The sequence below is a fragment of the Bacillus sp. EB600 genome (genome assembly GCF_024494385.1).
GTDB lineage: Bacteria > Bacillota > Bacilli > Bacillales > Cytobacillaceae > JAEVLT01.
Genome location: NZ_JAEVLT010000022.1, coordinates 22,639 through 40,571, shown reverse-complemented (window position 1 = coordinate 40,571; position 17,933 = coordinate 22,639). Strand labels below are relative to the sequence as shown.

The following is a 17,933-nucleotide window of genomic DNA, read 5'->3' as shown; positions in this document are numbered from 1 at the left end:
TCAGCCTTAAAAGTTTTTGAATACTGTCTTTAGCTATTTGAGGCACCCTCTTAGCTATCTATGTAGCGTTGCGAAAAGGCTCTTTCTTTGCCACGATTAACCCCATAAGAGTTTTCTCACATTCCTATTATAATAGCTGTCAATTTAATCTTCTATGTTTCCAAAAGATCAAAAAAACTCATAATGGATTCGCTCTTCAGGAATTTCCCATTGTTTTAGTGCACGATTCACTGCTCTCATAAAAGGCTCTGGACCACAGAAATAAAAGTCAGCTTGTTTAGATGGAAGGACCTTCTGTAGAAAATCAAGTGTGATATATCCTTCTTTATCATATGATTTAGATTCTTTATCTTCATCGGTTGGTTTTTCGTAAAAGAAAAAAGTTTTGACATTTTTATTACTTGCAGCTATATCATTGACATGTTTTTTAAAGGCATGAAACTTGCTATTAACAGTAGCATGAATCCAATAAATTTCCCTATTTGAATCTTCTTTCGTCACTGTATTTAGCATGCTCATTAATGGTGTCAATCCAACCCCTCCGCTAATTAATACCAACGGAAGTTTACAATCCTTATCTAAATAAAAATCTCCTGCTGGAGCAGATATTGGGATGGTATCTCCTTTGTTCACATGTTTATGTAAATACGTTGATACCACTCCAGGAGGTTGCCCTTCTTTCCTTGGGTCTTCACGCCTTACACTGATTCGATAGTAATCTAAACCAGGTCGGTCTGATAAACTATATTGACGGAGATTGGTAAATTGTTGCTCAGAAATTTCCATCTTTAAAGTAATGTACTGGCCAGGAGTGAATTCAGCAATATTACCTCCATCTTTTGGTTTCAAATAAAAAGATGTAATCACATCGCTCTCTTCTACTTTATGATCAACTACGAAATCTTTAAATCCTGCCCATCCACCTGGTTGAGCTACAGTAACCTTATAAAGATCATTTTCCATTCGGATGAATACATCCGATATGACTTCATAAGCATCTGCCCATGCATCCATAATTTCATCTGTTGCAGCATCACCTAAAACCTCTTTTATCGCTCCTAACAAATTCTCTCCTACAATGGGGTATTGCTCGAGTTTGATTTGAAGGCTACGATGCTTTTGACTGATTCTCTCTAAAACAGGCATGATCTGACTAAAATCTTCTATATTGGCAGCAGCCCCATAGACAGCGTCGGCTAAAGCTTTTGGTTGGTGACCTGTTACCTGATGTGCCATATTAAAAATATTTTTTAATTCAGGATGATTCTCAAACATTCGCTTATAAAAGCGTTTTGTAATCGCCTCCCCGTGTTCTTTGACAACGGGTAATGTTGCTTTAATAATTTCTAGCTTTTTTGGATCTATATAGGGCTGAGTGCCTACATGATTTTAATCATTTTGTATGCAACTAGAATTTTATATTATCCGAGGGTAGTTTGGGCGGACCTAAGAAATGCAAATCGAGTGTTCGGATACTTCATTTACGCTATACCATCTTTTTTTGCGAGCTAAAAATTCTAGCTAACCGCTATTGAAAGTAAAAAAGGTCATCAAAAGTGATGACCTTTTCTTGTTAATGTACTCGTTGAATCAACAAGAACCTTCTTTATTTAACCGTGTTTATGGTTTAGGAGCTGGTGGTTGATCCGTAGGAGTAGGCCCCGATGCATTAGGAGCAGGTGATTGATCCACAGGATTAGGTACCGGTGCTTTTGGAGCTGGCGCTTGATCCGCAGGATTAGGTACCGGTGCTTTTGGAGCTGGCGCTTGATCCGCAGGATTAGGTACCGGTGCTTTTGGAGCTGGCGCTTGATCCGTAGGATTAGGTACCGGTGCTTTTGGAGCTGACGGTTGATCCGTAGGATTAGGTACCGGTGCTTTTGGATTCGTTTCCATATTATTTCCATTACCAGAATGGTTATCTTTTTTATCGTTATTTTGAACTGATGGTTGTTCTTCTTTATTTGCACCTTTAATATACAGTTCATTATTTACTCGATATACGTCGCTAGGCTGCTTAAATCTGGGTTTGTCAGTTTCAATTGCTTCCATCATGTACTTAAACATGAGTTGTGAAATTTTAGTAGTATCACCCATCAAATAGTTGCCTCTGCCATTTTTCGTATATCCCGTCCAGACAGCCATCGTGTATTGTGGTGTATACCCTGCAAACCAACTATCATTCGTAGCAGTGGATGGGTATCCAAATTCTTTACTAGTCTTATCATTAAAATTTGTTGTGCCAGTTTTTCCGGCCACATCTAGTCCAGGGACATTTGCAGCAGTTCCTGTCCCAGAATTTACAACTGTCCGTAACATATCGGTCACCATATAGGCTGTGTAATCATGCATAACTCGCTTTGGCTTCGGAGTAAAGTTAACAACAGTGCCATCTGGAAAGACTACTTTTGTAACAAAATGCGGTGCAGTGTAGACTCCATTATTAGCAAATGCACTGTAGGCTCCAGCCATTTCTAACGGATTAACCGAATTGCTCCCAATCGCATTTGATTCATAGACCTGTTTATTAGGAAAAGTAATACCAAGCTGCTCCGCAAAGTTTTTTGCCTTAGCCATTCCAACGTCCCTTAGCGTAAGGAGAGCTGGGATATTGTACGACCATTGAAGTGCTGTTCTAATCGATAACATTCCATGATATTGATGATCCCAGTTATTAATAGGCTGGCCAGTTGAATATGTTGTTGGTTGGTCATCGATTTGATGAGCGGTAGACCATTTTAAATTCTCAATCGCCGGGCCATAATCGAAAATTGGTTTAAATGAGGAACCTGGCTGACGATTCATATCGATTGCAAAGTTGTTTCCCATGAAGGTCGCATTATAATCATTACGTCCGCTTCCGATTGCCCGAACGGCACCAGTCTTTGAATCCAAAAATACGAAAGCGCCCTGAAAACGGGAATTAGGATAAGCAATTATATCATTTGTGTCCATCATTTTATCCGCATAATCCTGCGCTTTTGGATCTAATGTTGTATAGATGGATAATCCATCTACGCTAATGTCGACATTCTTAAGTTTGGCCTTCACTTCTTTAACAGCAGCATCCAAAAATGCATCATATGGCATTCCCTGTTGAGTTGCTTTCGGAACAAGGCCCGTTGTTACCGGGACCTTCATAGCATCCTGCATTTGTTTCTCCGTGATATAGCCCTGTTTATTCATAGAGCTTAAGACAAGATTGCGACGGTTTGTTGCAGCTTTTTGGTTTGCCGGAATGGTCGGATCATAAATACTTGGACCTTGCGGAAGCCCTGCCAGCATCGCAGCCTCCGGCAGTGTCAATTGATTCAAATGGTTTGAGTCAATGCCGTAATAGCTTTTCGCCGCCGCGGCGACACCATAGGCCCCGTCTCCAAGGTAAATCTTGTTTAAATACATCATTAAAATGTCATGCTTAGAGTACCGATTTTCAAGCTGATACGCTAAATCCCATTCTTCCACCTTGCGCTTGATCGTTTTTTGTGGTGTCAAGAATGAGTTTTTGATAACCTGCTGCGTAATGGTACTTCCACCCTGGTCCCCGAAATTCCCCATTAGATTCACTAAAATTGCCCTAATCGTTCCTTTTATATCAATTCCATGATGATGATAGAAATTGGCATCTTCGGTCGCGATAAAAGCATTCTCCAACTCTTGTGGAACTTGATTATACGTAATTTTTGTGCGATTCTGCTTTCCATATTCATAAAGAAAATTTCCCTTTTCATCGTAAAATTTCGTAGCGAGCGGATCTACTAGCTTTGAAGGATCTAATTTAGGTGTATCCTTAACCATCTCGGCAAACGTAATGGCTCCTGCTCCAACTGTTAATGCCCCAACCAGCACACAAGCAAGGATAATTTTTTTCAACAAGGATCCTTTTTTAGATGACTTACTGCTATTTTGTTTATTTTGTATTGTTTTTTCCAATTGTTTTCGTTCTTCGCGAGAACGATATTTTTCTTCTGACATTCATCTACTCTCCCATATTTAAGTTTCAAAAACGTTGAGAAACTATATATAGTAACCGTTTATTTACCTTAGGTATAAATTGATGAGTATGACATTTAGAACAATTCTTTTCATGTAAAACCCGTAAATAACCTATTAATAAGAATTTATACTATATTCCTCCTAATCGGTCTTCGCAAGAACCTATTCATTTTGATCTATCATTTCAATATTTTTGGTCTGTGTAGAGATATGCTTTTGAGTGCTATCTAAGAATCAAAAATTAACACGCTTTAAAATGAAAAGGTGTCATTATTACTGCTTCTCATGTCCGTTAATGCTTATTGCGAGATTTGTTTCCATTTCTCTACACAAATCCCTATTTCTTGTAAAACCTCTCCCTCTTTACACATCTAGCCCGTTTAATATATTTCCACACTTAATATCATTTTTCAGAATATAGCAAACAAAATATTTCTTCAATTAAAATCTCCCTTTCTACTAAAAAAAATTTTTCAATTACTTTTAGTAATTTTAATTCATTAAATTAATTAATTCTTCTTTCACTAACGCACTCACTCGTTTAAGTCCAAGGGTTCACAATACTTTATATTGTTGAGATAAAATTCCCAGCTCTTTTTACATTTTATTTGTTACTCTCAGTCAATGAATTTATATTTTTAGTCACCTTTTCACTATATGAGTAATCACCATAACAATATGGATATCTCGATTTAAAAAGCCTTTTTTTGCAAGTATAAATCTTAGGGTTCTTTTGAACTTCTAATAGGGAAAAATCTTTGGCTAATTCCTCACTATGTTTTCCTCCATGTTCTGTAACATAATTAATGTAACCAATACCCATATTATAAGCTTGAATAATGGTCGCGAAATCTACCTGTTTTTCCTGACCATAAGTAAGGACTTTTCGAAAATGTTTTACACCTAATTGAATACTTATATTTGGATCTTTAATCGAATTCGGAGATAGACCTATCGATTCAGATGATTGCATTGGGTCTCCACCTTTACCATGACTTTCTTGCTGCATTAATGCAATGAGAACTGGGGTGTATTTTTCAAGATGGTATTTTGCTAATTCATTATGAATAAGCGGGGTGTATTTTTTAACTTTTACAAATGGATCCCTTTGTAAATAAGGGATATCATTGTCCCAATAAAAGTAACTGAATAATACAACTAATGCAGAGATAGACACAAGCAAGACGAAGCTGGATAGATTCTTTTTCAGTCTTCGTGTAATCATTTTTATTTCTCTCCTATTTTTCTTTCCTATCTTAATTATAAAGGATAACTTCTTGATAGTACCTAGAAAAAACCTTCTTATTATGTCAAAATTAGTCTTCCTGATTATTCATTATATTTATTTACCGAAAAAACTAACATATCTTATAAAAACGTTCGTAAAAGTTTTCTTATCAAGACCTAAAAAGTCATAAAAAATAAAGTGCGATACATATTAGTCATGTTTAATATGTATCGCACTTTTACTTATTTCTCAACAATCGCGCCCAATTGTGGAATATTGAATTATGTTTCAAAATATTGTTCCTTAATTTTTTACGTTAGAGTTTCGGTTGATTTGCAAGAACTTGCCGATCTACTGATTTCGGTGGTTCTTCTAACCATCCGTATTTTATAAGTATATTTGCACCATCTTCCGCAAATAACGCAATTTCTGCCGCAAGCCGAGAAAATGTGGTACTTAAATCCATTCTTTGACAAGTTCCTGCTGCCATACCGTAATTTCCTATTCCTACGGCATTCATATAGGTTGTTTGAAACATCATCAATTTATCTGAAAAGGGCGCAACGATATTATCCGTTACATGTGCATCCCAACTCATGGGTGCAGGAATATCTTCATTAATTAGGATTGAACTGAATTTTTCCATATGCTTTTTTGCAATTTCTTTTCCCCTTATAAAAAATTGTTTAACATCCTCATTTTTACAAACTTGTGCAAATGCCATCATCATTGTTTTGCCCAAAGCATTTGTTTGAATGTTATTAAAAAGATGTGTAATTTCAATTGCTGATAAAGGCCGTTTATGCTGTCCTAAAAAATCAAATAGGAAACTTTGTTTTTTTACAAAATCAACGTTTTTAAGCATAGGTATTTGCGGTGTTCGAACATAAACACCCTTTGATAACATAACTTTTCTAGCCTTATCGTGTAGTTCGGAAACGGAAACAAGTAAATCTCTAAAAAATCGACTTACATCTGAACGGGCTGAAAGGCCAATTGCCATACTAACACTTACCATTGCAATTACTTCCAATCTTTGTATATAGATTAGAATAAATGTGTCTGAATACAATCTTGGTGCGTCTACATTTACATCCTTGTCCGTAAATCCTACCGGTATCGGGTGGTTTTCTTTATAAAAAATCTCTGAAATAACTTTGATATCCCTTTGTGCTATATTTAAGGAATTTTTGATAAGAGGGAGGATGTCTTTATCCCTACAAGTATTTTTGAAATAATTCATAACACAAATATCTAAAGTATCGTTTATATATTGTGCCCAAAGAAACCCCAATTCCGAAGCAGAAAGTGGGATATTGTTTTCAGACATTACTTTTTCATCATTCAGATTTGTCATTTCGAAAGTAACCCTCCTCTTCTAACACAGCTTCCATATATTTATGATGGAATTATGTACGGAAATTTATGCAAAAAGGAAAATTTATAAATAACTCAACTTTCGCACCAATAAAATAAGTGCTAATCCTTGATTGTATTAAATTTTAAGTAAATCTATTACATTGCTTGACATGGTTATTAAAAAATGAAAAACACCTCGTTCCTTGGTATAGTGAGATTGACGAGAAATCACTACCACACAGAAGAGGTGTCCTCTATATGATAGACCAAAATAGCCAATATAATCAACTACCAAAAGAACTTGATTCAGTACTTTCAGAGCTTAATATTAATAAGCACTTACGTCATGCAGGCATTAAAAAATCCTTCGGATTTAGTTGTTCATATTTGTTTCAACTTGTCTGATTTTCCAACACAAGAATTGGTTTTCTCTTCTTCAGTCAAAGAAAGCAGACCAATTCCCAGCCAAGGATTCCGTATATCGTTTCTTAAACCAATCGACATTTAACTGGCGACGTTTTTTGCTTCTCTTGAGTTCATTCTCTATTCATAAAGTAGAACGTCTAACAGACAAAAGCCGTCCTAAAGTCTTTATTGTAGATGATTCATCATTTGATAGAAACCGTAGTAAAAAGGTGGAATTGCTGGCACGCTGCCTTGATCACGCTTCTCTTAAAATGCGCTTTTATAAAGGCTTTCGCATGTTGACTTTAGGTTGGTCAGATGGCTACACATTCATGCCAATTGACTTCTCCTTACTCAGTTCCAAGAAGTCTCAGATTAATGGAATCTCGGAAGAGATTGACAAGCGTACTTGCGGTTATAAACGCCGGAAAAATGCGTTGCAGTCAGAACCTGAACAGATTCCTGATATGATAAAGAGTGCTCTGGAAAATGGAATAACTGCCAGTTATGTGTTAATGGATTCTTGGTTTACCCTGCCTCCACTTGTCAAAGCCATTGTTGCACAAGGTTTAGACGTGATTGGCATGGTAAAAGAAACAAAACAGCGATATAACGTTGACGGAAAATTGGTTTCATTAAAGCAACTCTATCACTTAGCTCAACCTATTCAGTTGAAAAAGGGTATCCTTCGCTCCATTTATACAGTTATGGCGAACGGTACACCAGTAAAAGTTATATTCGTTCAAAACAGAAACAAGAAGAGTGAATGGCTTGCCATCCTCAGCACTGATTGCACCCTTTCAGAACAGGAAATTGTTCGAATCTATGGGATGCGTTGGGATATTGAGGTGTTCTTTAAGACAACCAAATCTTTGTTGAAACTTGAAAAAGAGTTTCAGAGTCGTTCGTATGATGGGTTAATCAGTCATACAACCATCGTATTTGCACGTTTTATCGTGTTATCGTGGCAAAACCGCTGTAATACCGACCAACGAACAATTGGTGGTCTGTTTTATGAATTATGCGATGAAATTAATGAACTTGATTGGGCTGTTGCATTGCAACAGTTAATCGAGCTTCTTCAAGACGTCTTAAAACAGGCAAATAAGAAATTCAAAAAGTTAATTCAAAGTCAACTTGAGCAGTGGTTCTCTTGCTTGCCTATTTATATCAAGGCTTATTTGCCAATTTCACTCTGCGAAAGTTGAGTAAATAATAATTGAGGAACTTTCCGTTACCTCATTAAATGGCCCTAAACATAAGGAAAAAGCACAATTCCTGCTGTAGAATTGCGCCCTTTTCTGGAATAACAATATAGTTCTATTAGCTGGTTTTGTTGAATAAGAAAGGCACATTTATATTATGATAAAAATGATTACTACTGTAAGAAACTCTGGTTAATTTTTCCTCTTTTGAGCATGATTTCCTCCAACGTTATCAGATAATAGTTAGTATCCAATAAATCATTATATTTATTCCAATTTATTTTAAAAAGTGTTATTTAATTAGAGAACCAGATGTTATCTTAATCCTCTTAACTCGATTCCAAAGATCAATGTATGAGGCGCCCTCCCCTTTTTAAAAATGAATGAGCTGCGCCTTCTTTAATAATTGCCAATTTTCCTTAAATTACAGAAGTTTATTTTCATGGTAGTTTAAGTGAAATAGTTTACAAATCTTTAGAATCCTGATTGTCCTTTGGAAATATTTAAGTGTAATAGATCATTATTCACAACCGCCAAATGAGCATTAGAATTAATGTGGTTAAAGAGTTTCAGGACCGATTTCAAATGGAAGGTACCGGCATTGTAGAGGTGCACACATGGAGTGTTTTAATGGAACAGGTGAAACTTGTCCAAAAGCAATTAAATATAAATGGATATAATGTAGGATACCCCGATGGATGGTATAGGGCTTCAACTACAAGCGCCGTTCAAAGATTCCAACAAACTCATGGTTTGCAGCCTTAGGAATTTTCGACCCGAACACGTAGGAAATTATTTAATCCCCATGCACAGGATCATATGGATCAGCATCCAAGTTCAAATGACTTAAATTCACTCCATCCACACGTTGCAATACTTGCAAGAAGATTTCTGGAATTAACAAGACCGGGAATGGATTGTTTTGCAGCGTTTAAAATATCCGATTTTTTGTGAAGTAATTCGTATTTTTATATCAATAAAGAAATATGATGTGGAAGCATCGGGTAGCAGGATTTTTATTTTTCCTAACTTACAAGTCAATTCCATAATGTTTCCTTTATCTCCTTTAAAGCTCTGCCAATTATTGAGTTATTTATTCTCCACTCTTTATTGTAAATCCTTCCTAAATTAGCCTGAATTTATGGAAGTCGGACCGGGCTATTCGGGATAAGAATAAATACGATTTAAAAATTTAATAGTTTGTTCATACTTTTTTAATATTAAGTCCAAATCATTATTGTTTAATAGAATTTGGCTATTCATTCTTTCAAAATAGCTTTGTTAATGTTTATTGTGATGAGCTTATCAGACAAATTAATTGTACTAGTAGTGACTTTGTCCGTCATAAAACCGATGAAGGACAGTTTGCTGGTTCCAGTGGTGGATTATGTCCGTCATAGTTTATTGGCTTGCTGTTTTAAGTAGCGTGGGTGGTATTATTAGTATGGAAGGGATACGTTCGCCATTACAACAATGGAAAACACGTTAGACACACTATTTACCAGAGGTATTTAAAAATCAAAGTCAAAGTAATAAGTGAGAGGAGCATTAAAAATGCAAAAGAATGGACTATTAAAAAAAATAAAAAGTAGTCATATTGTTTTTTTTGCCATTGCCGTTGTATTGTTTTGGATCAAAACATATGTGGCATATCAAATGGTATTCAAATTAGGAATAGATGATAATCTGCAGAAGTTCTTATTAGCGATTAACCCAATTAGTTCTGCGTTATTATTTTTGGGCTTAGCGCTGCTCTCTAAAAAGCATACAAAAAAGATTATGATTATGATCAATTTCTTGCTGTCATTTCTTTTATATGCCAATATTGTCTATTATCGATTCTTCAATGATTTCATAACCGTCCCAGTTATGTTACAGGCTAAAGCAAATGCAGGGGATTTGGGGAGTAGTGCGGCTAACTTGATGTCTGTAACAGATATATTTTACTTCACAGATACAATTATTCTAATTGTTCTTGCACTGACTGTATTCAAGAAGACTGTTTCGAATAAGCGTAAAACTTATCAAATCGTCCTATTACTTGCTCTCACTGTGTTTCTATTTAATCTTGGTTTAGCTGAAAAGGATCGTCCACAATTATTATCGCGTTCTTTTGACAGAAACTACTTAGTAAAATATTTGGGTGCTTATAACTTTACCATTTTTGATATCATTCAAAATATTGAAGCAACCAGTCAGCGCGCGATGGCTGGCAGCAGTGATATTACAACTGTAGAAAACTATCGAAATGCAAATTATGCTGCTCCAAATTCAGCCTATTTTGGAAAAGCAAAAGGAATGAATGTTATTTATGTATCGATGGAATCATTCCAAAACTTTATGATTGATTATAAAATGCCAGATGGACAAGAAGTAACTCCGTTTTTAAATTCATTAGCGCATGATGGAAGCACCTTCTATTTCGATAACTTTTATCATCAAACTGGACAAGGTAAAACATCTGATGCTGAGTTCTTAATGGAAAATTCTTTATATCCATTATCGTCTGGCGCGGTATTTATTAATAAGGATCAAAACACATACCAGGCAGCTCCAGCCATTTTAGATCAACAAGGCTATACGACTGCTGTATTCCATGGTAACTATAAGACATTCTGGAATCGAAATGTTATGTATAAACAATTGGGCTATGATCAGTTTTTTGATGCATCCTATTATGATATGTCTAAAGGAAATATTAAGAACTATGGAATGAAGGATAAGCCTTACTTCCAGGAATCAATGCCTATGCTTGAAGGTTTAAAACAGCCTTTCTACACCAAATTTATTACGTTATCAAACCATTTCCCATTTGAAATGGATCCGGGAGATACTAATTTCCCTACGGGTAATTATGGTGATTCGATTGTAAATAATTATTTCCAATCAGCCCACTATATGGATGAAGCCCTTAAACAGTTCTTCGATGCGTTAAAAGCAGATGGTCTTTATGATAAATCAATCATTATTCTTTATGGGGATCATTACGGTCTTTCAGAAAACCATAATGCAGCGATGGCCAAAGTTTTGGGTGTTCCTACCATTACCCCAGTAATAAATGCGAAGCTCCAGCAGGTACCATTGTTCATACACGTGCCGGGTGTAAGTGGCGGGGTTCAGCACCAAATTGGCGGGGAAGTAGATGTTCGCCCAACACTACTTCATTTATTAGGAATTGATACGAAAAATTATCTTGAGTTTGGTTCAGATTTATTATCACCGCAGCATCGAAATTGGGCATTATTTAGAAATGGTGATTATGTATCTAGTCAAGTTACCCAAGTAAACGGAAAATGCTATGAAACAAATACAGGAAACTTAATGACTAACCAAAGTGCTTGTAAGCCAATTAATAATCAGGTTGTAAATGAACTTGATATGTCTGATAAAACAGTAAATGAAGATCTATTGCGTTTCTACACACCTGAAGGATTTAAACCGATTAATCCTAATGATTATCAGTATTTAGGTCCTAAGGGAAAAACAAATCTAAAACAAGTACAAACTACAGGGGAATAAGCGTCACTGGTTCCGTCTCCTATCGCAAAACCTGAAATCACCGCAAAAATGCAACTAAATTTTCAGGACAATTGGCACCGTATTTTATAGTGGTCCTTATAAAAAAATGAAATGGCTCAGTTCTAATGAACTGAGCCATTTCTTATATTAATTTTCAATTGCATCTTCCACTAATGCACCTCGATCGATTAAGTGCAAATCTTCACATCGTCTACAATCCCTAACTTGGAAAAAGTTCCTGACCCCTATTGTGTTAGATGAAATGGATATTGAAATATTTGTACAACAGCTCCTGCTAATCTTCTTTCGCTAATTTACTTTTTTTCCTACCATAAAACAAATATATGAAGAATCCTATGATCATCCATACGACAAACCGAATCCAGGTGATGCCCGGAAGGCTAATAATCAGATAAATGGAAAATACAATCCCAATTAGAGGGACAACAGGAACAAATGGTGTTTTGAATCTTCTTTCAAGCCCAGGACGTTTTTTTCGAAGCACGATTATCGAAGAACAAATTAAGATAAAGGCTCCCAATGTTCCAATATTCACCAGTTCAGCTACCTCATTAATCGGGGTCAACCCTGAAACAATGGCTGTGATTATTCCAATGATAAAAGTTGGACGGTAAGGGGTTTTATACTTAGAATGGACTTTTGCAAACCATTTGGGTAGTAATCCATCGCGGCTCATCGAGAACCAGATACGAGAACCTGCGAGCATAAACGAAAATAATACCGACAAAATCCCTGTAATTGCAGCAACTGATATAATAAAAGAAATCCAGTTTAAACCGATATGACTAAAAGCTTTAGCAATTGGTGCGGCATTATTGAGAATATAGTATGGCACCATGCCGGTAACGACGAGTGACATTCCCATATAAAGACAAAGGGCAATGGTTAACGAAAGGACGACAGCCCGAGGCAAATCCCGCTGCGGATTTTTGGCTTCCTCTGCTGCTGTGGTTAAGGTGTCGTAGCCAAAAACAGCAAAGAATACAAGGGCCGCCCCGCCCATAACCCCTTGAAAACCAAACGGCATAAACGGATGCCAGTTTGCTGGATGAATAAAAAAGCTTCCAATCGCAATAACGAATAAGACAATCACTAATTTTATCACGACCATTAGACTATTAAATTTTGCTCCCCACTGAATTCCTAGTGTAAGAATCCCCGCAATAGCTAAGCTGATTAGTATTGCAATCAAGTCAACTTTATGTCCCGCACCTGTTCCTGGTGCCCCCTGGGCCCATAAAGGAAGGTGTACTCCGAGCTGCTGTAAAATTTCCTGCATATACCCAGACCAGCCAATCGCTACAACGGCAACAACTAAGGTATATTCGAGCAATAAATCCCAACCAATCAGCCAAGCTGCTCCTTCTCCTAATACAGCATAACTGTAGGTATAAGCGCTGCCTGCCACCGGAATTAAACCGGCAAATTCAGCATAGCATAAGGCAGCTGCTGCGCTTGCGAGTCCTGCGATAATAAACGATAATATGACGGCCGGCCCTGCATGTTTAGCTGCAGCAACGCCGGTCAATACGAAAATTCCAACTCCAATGATCCCTCCCAAGCCAATGGACGTAAGCTGCCATAATCCTAAAACCCGTTGAAAATCTGTGCTGGAATTGCCTTCTTGCTGTAATTGTTCAATAGACTTTCTTCTTGATAATGGATTCATGGTCTACCCCCTTTTCTTTCAAATAACTGAAAGGATTTTGGATTTAAATAAAGTTATGAATTTTCAAATGACTTTATACAAAAAACCTTTAACTCTAACGTTATTGTAAAATAAACGTAAAAAAGGAAGCTGGTTCTGAATTATTCGTAAAATACTTTCAAATAATACTTAAATAACCATCTATGTTCCGGTTTAATTAATGAATTTACAAGGACGCTTCTATCACATCTTTAGAAAAGACGTTTTTTTTATCATCAATTAATGAGGGTGTCATGTTTAAATTTAGGAAAACGGCCTCCAGAACCGGGCAAAATATCCTTATAGAGTACTGTTACGGACAAAAAGGCCGCCAGAACCGAGCAAAGTGTCCTTATAGAGTGCTGTTACGGACAAAACGGCCGTCAGGAACGAGCAAAGTGTCCTTATAGAGTGCTGTTACGGACAAAACGGCCGTCAGGAACGAGCAAAGTGTCCTTATAGAGTGCTGTTACGGACAAAACGGTCGCCAGAACCGAGCAAAGTGTCCTTATAGAGTGCTGTTACGGACAAAACGGTCGCCAGAACCGAGCAAAGTGTCCTTATAGAGTGCTGTTACGGACAAAACGGTCGCCAAAACCGAGCAAAGTGTCCTTATAAAGTGCTGTTACGGACAAAAAGGCCGCCAGAACCGAGCAAAGTGTCCTTAAAGAGTGCTGTTAAGGACCAGTTATTAACTACTTTGAATCGTGTATAGATGAAACCATATTTGTAAAGCCTTCTACTAATGAGTAATATCGATGGAGGAAAAGGATTAGACATATGTTTTCATTACGTGGGGACGCCCATAAAATTTATCTGAAACTAAAAAGGGTATCAAACTTTGGACATTCGTTTAAATCAATACAGGAAATAAAACAAATTGAAGAAATTCAAAGTTTTTATCATTCTATTGATAGTCCTACACTTAAAAAAATTTATTTTTGCATGATAAAAGAGAAAAATGGATCTGGAATCATTCCCATTCTTATATCTTCCGGACCATGGCTCCTTCTCTTGTTTTCAAAACAATTACAAGATATTCTTTTCAAAGACGGGAGTTTACTTTGGGTCTTCTTTATTTTTGCCTATATATTGCTTATTACCATAAGTGTGATTCTTCATTTTATTGAAAGATCTTGGGCTTCCGTTCATATTGAAATTATTCAAGAAATTTTAAATGAACGTAAAGAACAATCTTAATATCGTCACCCGTTATGAGATTGGTATTCCCTGATGAAATACCATTTTCCAGTTACCTTCAATCTAACTTCCAAGTGGGACCCCGTAATGCATGTTTATTTCGTTATTCTAAACGTGCGGTGGGAGTTATCAGGTAGGAGTTTTGGAATCATGGTTAAAGGATGGAATGCCTTCTCCGTCTAATGTAATGGCTAAAGAATTGGGGAATTTGCTCGAGAGGACACATATAGTGATAGTGGTACTCAAACGAAAACAGTATATATGCTGTAATTATCCATATTTATGAAGCAATAGTTACTATACTTTAATAGTCACAAAATTTCGGTTTGGAAAATAAAATAAAAAAATCTTCCAAGACGGAAGATTTTTTTATTTTAAATTGGGATATCCTTGCTGGCGCAATGCCTCATACACCAATATAGCAGCTGTATTCGAAAGGTTCAGTGAACGAACATGATCATTCATTGGTATTCTCAAAAAATGATCTTTATTTTTTCTTAGTAAATCTTTTGGTAAGCCCGTTGTTTCTTTTCCAAACATAAAATAATGTTCCTTTGACCCGTCACTGAAATCAAAGGATGAATGTGTTGTTTCACCAAATGTCTCAATATAGTAAAACTCCCCTTGATTTTTTGCAAAAAAGTCATCCAATGAGTCATAATACGTTATGTTTACAGACTGCCAGAAATCTAAACCTACTTGTCTGATCATTTTTTCATCTGTTGAAAAGCCAAGTGGTCGGATTAAATGCAAGGCTGTATCCGTTGCGGCACAGGTACGTGCAATATTTGCAGTGTTAGCCGGAATTTCTGGTTGATATAGTACAACATGTATTGCCAAGAATGGTCACCTCTATCTTATTTTACACTCCAAATTATAGCATATTGTTATGCTGATTCATGGTGGTTGGGAAATGAAATAGGCGCTTTTTGGACTAAGTGACCTCTAGGCTGCAGCTCATCCACTCTTCTTCAACTAGCGGTTATTTGGTTAGTTGAACAAAAAATAAATTATCGGACAAAAAAAGACTCCTGGAATATAGTAAAACCAAGGGTCTTACCTTAAAAATAGACATAACCTAGTTATGAACTTTTTCTAGGGCTAATTTTATACCAAAACCTATTAGTACAGTACCTGTGATTCCTTCAACAAATTTTTTCGTTTTAGGTCTTTTCATAAAAGCACTGATATGATTGATTAAATAAATATAAAGTAAAAACCATATGGCAGTCATTACAGTATAAGTGATACCCATTATTAGAAAAGGAAAAAAGGTACTGCTACCAGAACTAACGAATTGAGGTAAAAAGGTTAAGAAAAAGACAGCAACTTTTGGATTTAGGAAATCAGTAAGGAACCCTTGTTTAAAACAAGATGTGTTTTTAATTTGGCTTTTTATGTCCATCTCAAAACTGGCTGTTTCATCCTTTTTCTTCAAAGACCATAATGCTTTAACACCTAGATAAGTTAAGTAAACAGCACCAACGTATTTGAGGACAGAAAACAATAATGCTGATTTCATTATGATTGCTGATAGTCCTAATGTAGCAGCAGAAGTATGGATAAAAAGGGCACAACAAGTACCTAGAGCTGTTTTAAGACCACCGATTTTCCCATCTGAAATAGTATTTTTTGTCACAATAGCAGTATCGGGACCAGGTAAAATAATCAAAAACACACACAACATTATAAACGGATAAAAGTTTACCAATTTATCATCACCTTTCCAAATTGATATGGTCAGAATTTTTAAACAGTATTATAAATTATATAGTAGTTCTGTATTTATTTAAACCTTAATTCTTTTCGATTTAATTCCTTGTTTAATGGGTTCTTTAACACAAAAGGAAATTAAAAAATTTTAAAAATTTAAAAGGAGAGAATAGAAAATGTGTGATTCAAACAATGGAAATTGTTCTTGCTGTCCGCAAGCACATATTTTCAAGGAAGAAATTTGTGGACTTTTCGATAATGGTGTTGGAACTTCAACTTTTTGGAGAGCACCAACTGTAGGACTTCAATGATTATATTGAAGGTACTTTTGAAATTTCCGTTACTAGCGGATCAGCATTAATTCAAGCTCCAGCCGTATCCCCAACAGTTAACGCCGAAAACTCAACCTAATCACTGTATTAAATCCTTCAACATTTCAAATCAGGAAACTATAATGTTTTATCTTCATATTGTTGTTTATTTTTTAAGAAAATTCATCGGGAGGTCCTATTACAATTGTTTCATCAATTGGGGATAATACTTTGTTTATTTTCCTTGCATTTACATCATACGCCAGTTGAAAAACATCCGGCGGAGTGAATCTTAATACATCTGCTCCCTCTACGGATTGAATTTTCCCATCATTAAAGTTAACCATGAGATGAGCTTCCTCGGTAACACATGTAATCCAGTGCCACCATCCCTTAGGCAGGAATGTGACCTGACCAGGTTTGACATGATAGGTCTGTAACTTCAGAGTGTGGGGATTAAGAATAGAAATGATGACTTCGCCGGAAATAACGAAATCGAGTTCATCGGCATTTGGATGCCAGTGTGGCTCACGAATAAAATCCTTGGAAAGATAGAGATCATTACAACGGTTTGAGAAATTGGTTTCAAAACTTTTGCCAACTCTTTCGCATTAACACCGTAAGCCAATTGGAATACTTCAGGAGGAGTCTTGCGAAGCATATCGGAGCCAAAGATATTTTGGCGCTTTTCATTGTCATATACTGCCACAATATGTGTTTCTTCCGTAATGGAAATAATCCAATGCCACCAGTTTATTGGTATAAAAACCACATCTCCTGGTTTCACACGATAAGTCAGTAATTGAGGGGTAATCGGATCTAGAACAGAAATAATGGCTTCACCGGAAACTACATAAGACAGTTCAGCGGCATTGGGATGCCAATGTGGTTCCAAAATGTGGTCCTTACTTAAATAGATACTATCCAATCCAATATTTTTCATGATTGGTAATTGTGATGAAGTAACTTGGAAAATAATATTCTCTGCATTCCTTCTAAAAAACACACTATTCTTTGAATCGAAGAATAAATTGGGGGATTTCGTTTTAAGCTTTTTCCCTGATACTCCTTTGCTAGTTGGTTTTTTGTTGCTCTTTTGATTACGATCCATTTTTAACGTCCTTTCCTTCCGGTAATTACAGCACTCGCGACGATAACCTGCAATATATATATGCTGGACATGAATAGTTGGACACAGAAAGGACGGGCTTGAGATTTAAGATTGACCATCATGTGTTTAAACCGTAGAACTATACTACAAATACTGATGGCTTTAATTGATTTAAGTA

At 36.3% G+C, this 17,933-nt stretch carries 11 protein-coding genes and 2 pseudogenes; 4 read left to right on the top strand and 9 right to left on the bottom strand.

The window, feature by feature from the left end:
* Positions 1-168: 168 nt before the first annotated feature.
* From hmpA to JN080_RS19110, 4 genes are all read right to left on the bottom strand, one after another.
* Positions 169-1,365: an NO-inducible flavohemoprotein gene (gene hmpA / locus JN080_RS19125; RefSeq protein ID WP_256237610.1), complete on the bottom strand. Its 1,197-nt coding sequence runs from the start codon at positions 1,363-1,365 to the stop codon at positions 169-171.
* A 255-nt stretch (positions 1,366-1,620) separates the two neighbouring features.
* Complete coding sequence (locus JN080_RS19120; RefSeq protein ID WP_256237574.1) at positions 1,621-3,975, bottom strand: PBP1A family penicillin-binding protein; 2,355 nt, start codon at positions 3,973-3,975, stop codon at positions 1,621-1,623.
* Positions 3,976-4,600: 625 nt separating this feature from the next.
* The gene (locus tag JN080_RS19115; protein ID WP_256237573.1) at positions 4,601-5,221 is read right to left on the bottom strand and encodes a lysozyme family protein; all 621 of its coding nucleotides are present in this window, start codon (positions 5,219-5,221) and stop codon (positions 4,601-4,603) included.
* A gap of 319 nt (positions 5,222-5,540) precedes the next feature.
* Complete coding sequence (locus JN080_RS19110; RefSeq protein WP_256237572.1) at positions 5,541-6,554, bottom strand: DUF3231 family protein; 1,014 nt, start codon at positions 6,552-6,554, stop codon at positions 5,541-5,543.
* 287 nt (positions 6,555-6,841) lie between these two features.
* Between JN080_RS19110 and JN080_RS19105 the strand changes: the two are divergent.
* The 3 genes and pseudogenes from JN080_RS19105 to ltaS all read left to right on the top strand — a co-directional run bounded on the left by JN080_RS19105 (position 6,842) and on the right by ltaS (position 11,712).
* Positions 6,842-8,196, top strand: a pseudogene (locus JN080_RS19105) (IS4 family transposase).
* 627 nt (positions 8,197-8,823) lie between these two features.
* Positions 8,824-8,958, top strand: coding sequence for a peptidoglycan-binding domain-containing protein (locus JN080_RS19100; RefSeq protein ID WP_256237571.1), 135 nt, complete (start codon positions 8,824-8,826; stop codon positions 8,956-8,958).
* A 789-nt stretch (positions 8,959-9,747) separates the two neighbouring features.
* Complete coding sequence (ltaS, locus tag JN080_RS19095; RefSeq protein WP_256237570.1) at positions 9,748-11,712, top strand: lipoteichoic acid synthase; 1,965 nt, start codon at positions 9,748-9,750, stop codon at positions 11,710-11,712.
* Between the two features lie 295 nt (positions 11,713-12,007).
* Here the strand turns inward: ltaS and JN080_RS19090 are convergent, their stop codons facing one another.
* Positions 12,008-13,402, bottom strand: a complete 1,395-nt coding sequence (locus JN080_RS19090; protein WP_256237569.1) for an amino acid permease — start codon at positions 13,400-13,402, stop codon at positions 12,008-12,010.
* A gap of 798 nt (positions 13,403-14,200) precedes the next feature.
* Between JN080_RS19090 and JN080_RS19085 the strand changes: the two genes are divergently transcribed.
* The gene (locus tag JN080_RS19085) at positions 14,201-14,620 is read left to right on the top strand and encodes a hypothetical protein (protein WP_256237568.1); all 420 of its coding nucleotides are present in this window, start codon (positions 14,201-14,203) and stop codon (positions 14,618-14,620) included.
* Between the two features lie 369 nt (positions 14,621-14,989).
* Here the strand turns inward: JN080_RS19085 and trmL are convergent, their stop codons facing one another.
* The 4 genes and pseudogenes from trmL to JN080_RS19065 form a co-directional block, all read right to left on the bottom strand.
* Entirely contained in the window at positions 14,990-15,460 is a 471-nt protein-coding gene (trmL, locus tag JN080_RS19080; protein WP_256237567.1) for a tRNA (uridine(34)/cytosine(34)/5-carboxymethylaminomethyluridine(34)-2'-O)-methyltransferase TrmL, read from the bottom strand.
* Positions 15,461-15,698: 238 nt separating this feature from the next.
* On the bottom strand, positions 15,699-16,331 hold the full coding sequence (locus JN080_RS19075; protein ID WP_256237566.1) for a LysE family translocator: 633 nt from the start codon (positions 16,329-16,331) through the stop codon (positions 15,699-15,701).
* A gap of 498 nt (positions 16,332-16,829) precedes the next feature.
* Positions 16,830-17,204 (bottom strand): annotated as a pseudogene (locus JN080_RS19070) (cupin domain-containing protein); the annotation flags it as partial.
* Positions 17,087-17,755, bottom strand: a complete 669-nt coding sequence (locus tag JN080_RS19065; RefSeq protein WP_256237565.1) for a cupin domain-containing protein — start codon at positions 17,753-17,755, stop codon at positions 17,087-17,089. The gene JN080_RS19065 and the pseudogene JN080_RS19070, both read right to left, overlap by 118 nt.
* Positions 17,756-17,933: the final 178 nt, after the last annotated feature.

What these genes read in the sequence shown, in the direction of transcription:
- JN080_RS19090 (WP_256237569.1), bottom strand. Translation starts at nt 13,402, where the DNA reads ATGAATCCATTATCAAGAAGAAAGTCTATTGAACAATTACAGCAAGAA.
- JN080_RS19120 (WP_256237574.1), bottom strand. Translation starts at nt 3,975, where the DNA reads ATGTCAGAAGAAAAATATCGTTCTCGCGAAGAACGAAAACAATTGGAA.
- JN080_RS19065 (WP_256237565.1), bottom strand. Translation starts at nt 17,755, where the DNA reads ATGGATCGTAATCAAAAGAGCAACAAAAAACCAACTAGCAAAGGAGTA.
- JN080_RS19085 (WP_256237568.1), top strand. Translation starts at nt 14,201, where the DNA reads ATGTTTTCATTACGTGGGGACGCCCATAAAATTTATCTGAAACTAAAA.
- ltaS (WP_256237570.1), top strand. Translation starts at nt 9,748, where the DNA reads ATGCAAAAGAATGGACTATTAAAAAAAATAAAAAGTAGTCATATTGTT.
- JN080_RS19110 (WP_256237572.1), bottom strand. Translation starts at nt 6,554, where the DNA reads ATGTCTGAAAACAATATCCCACTTTCTGCTTCGGAATTGGGGTTTCTT.
- JN080_RS19100 (WP_256237571.1), top strand. Translation starts at nt 8,824, where the DNA reads ATGGAACAGGTGAAACTTGTCCAAAAGCAATTAAATATAAATGGATAT.
- JN080_RS19115 (WP_256237573.1), bottom strand. Translation starts at nt 5,221, where the DNA reads ATGATTACACGAAGACTGAAAAAGAATCTATCCAGCTTCGTCTTGCTT.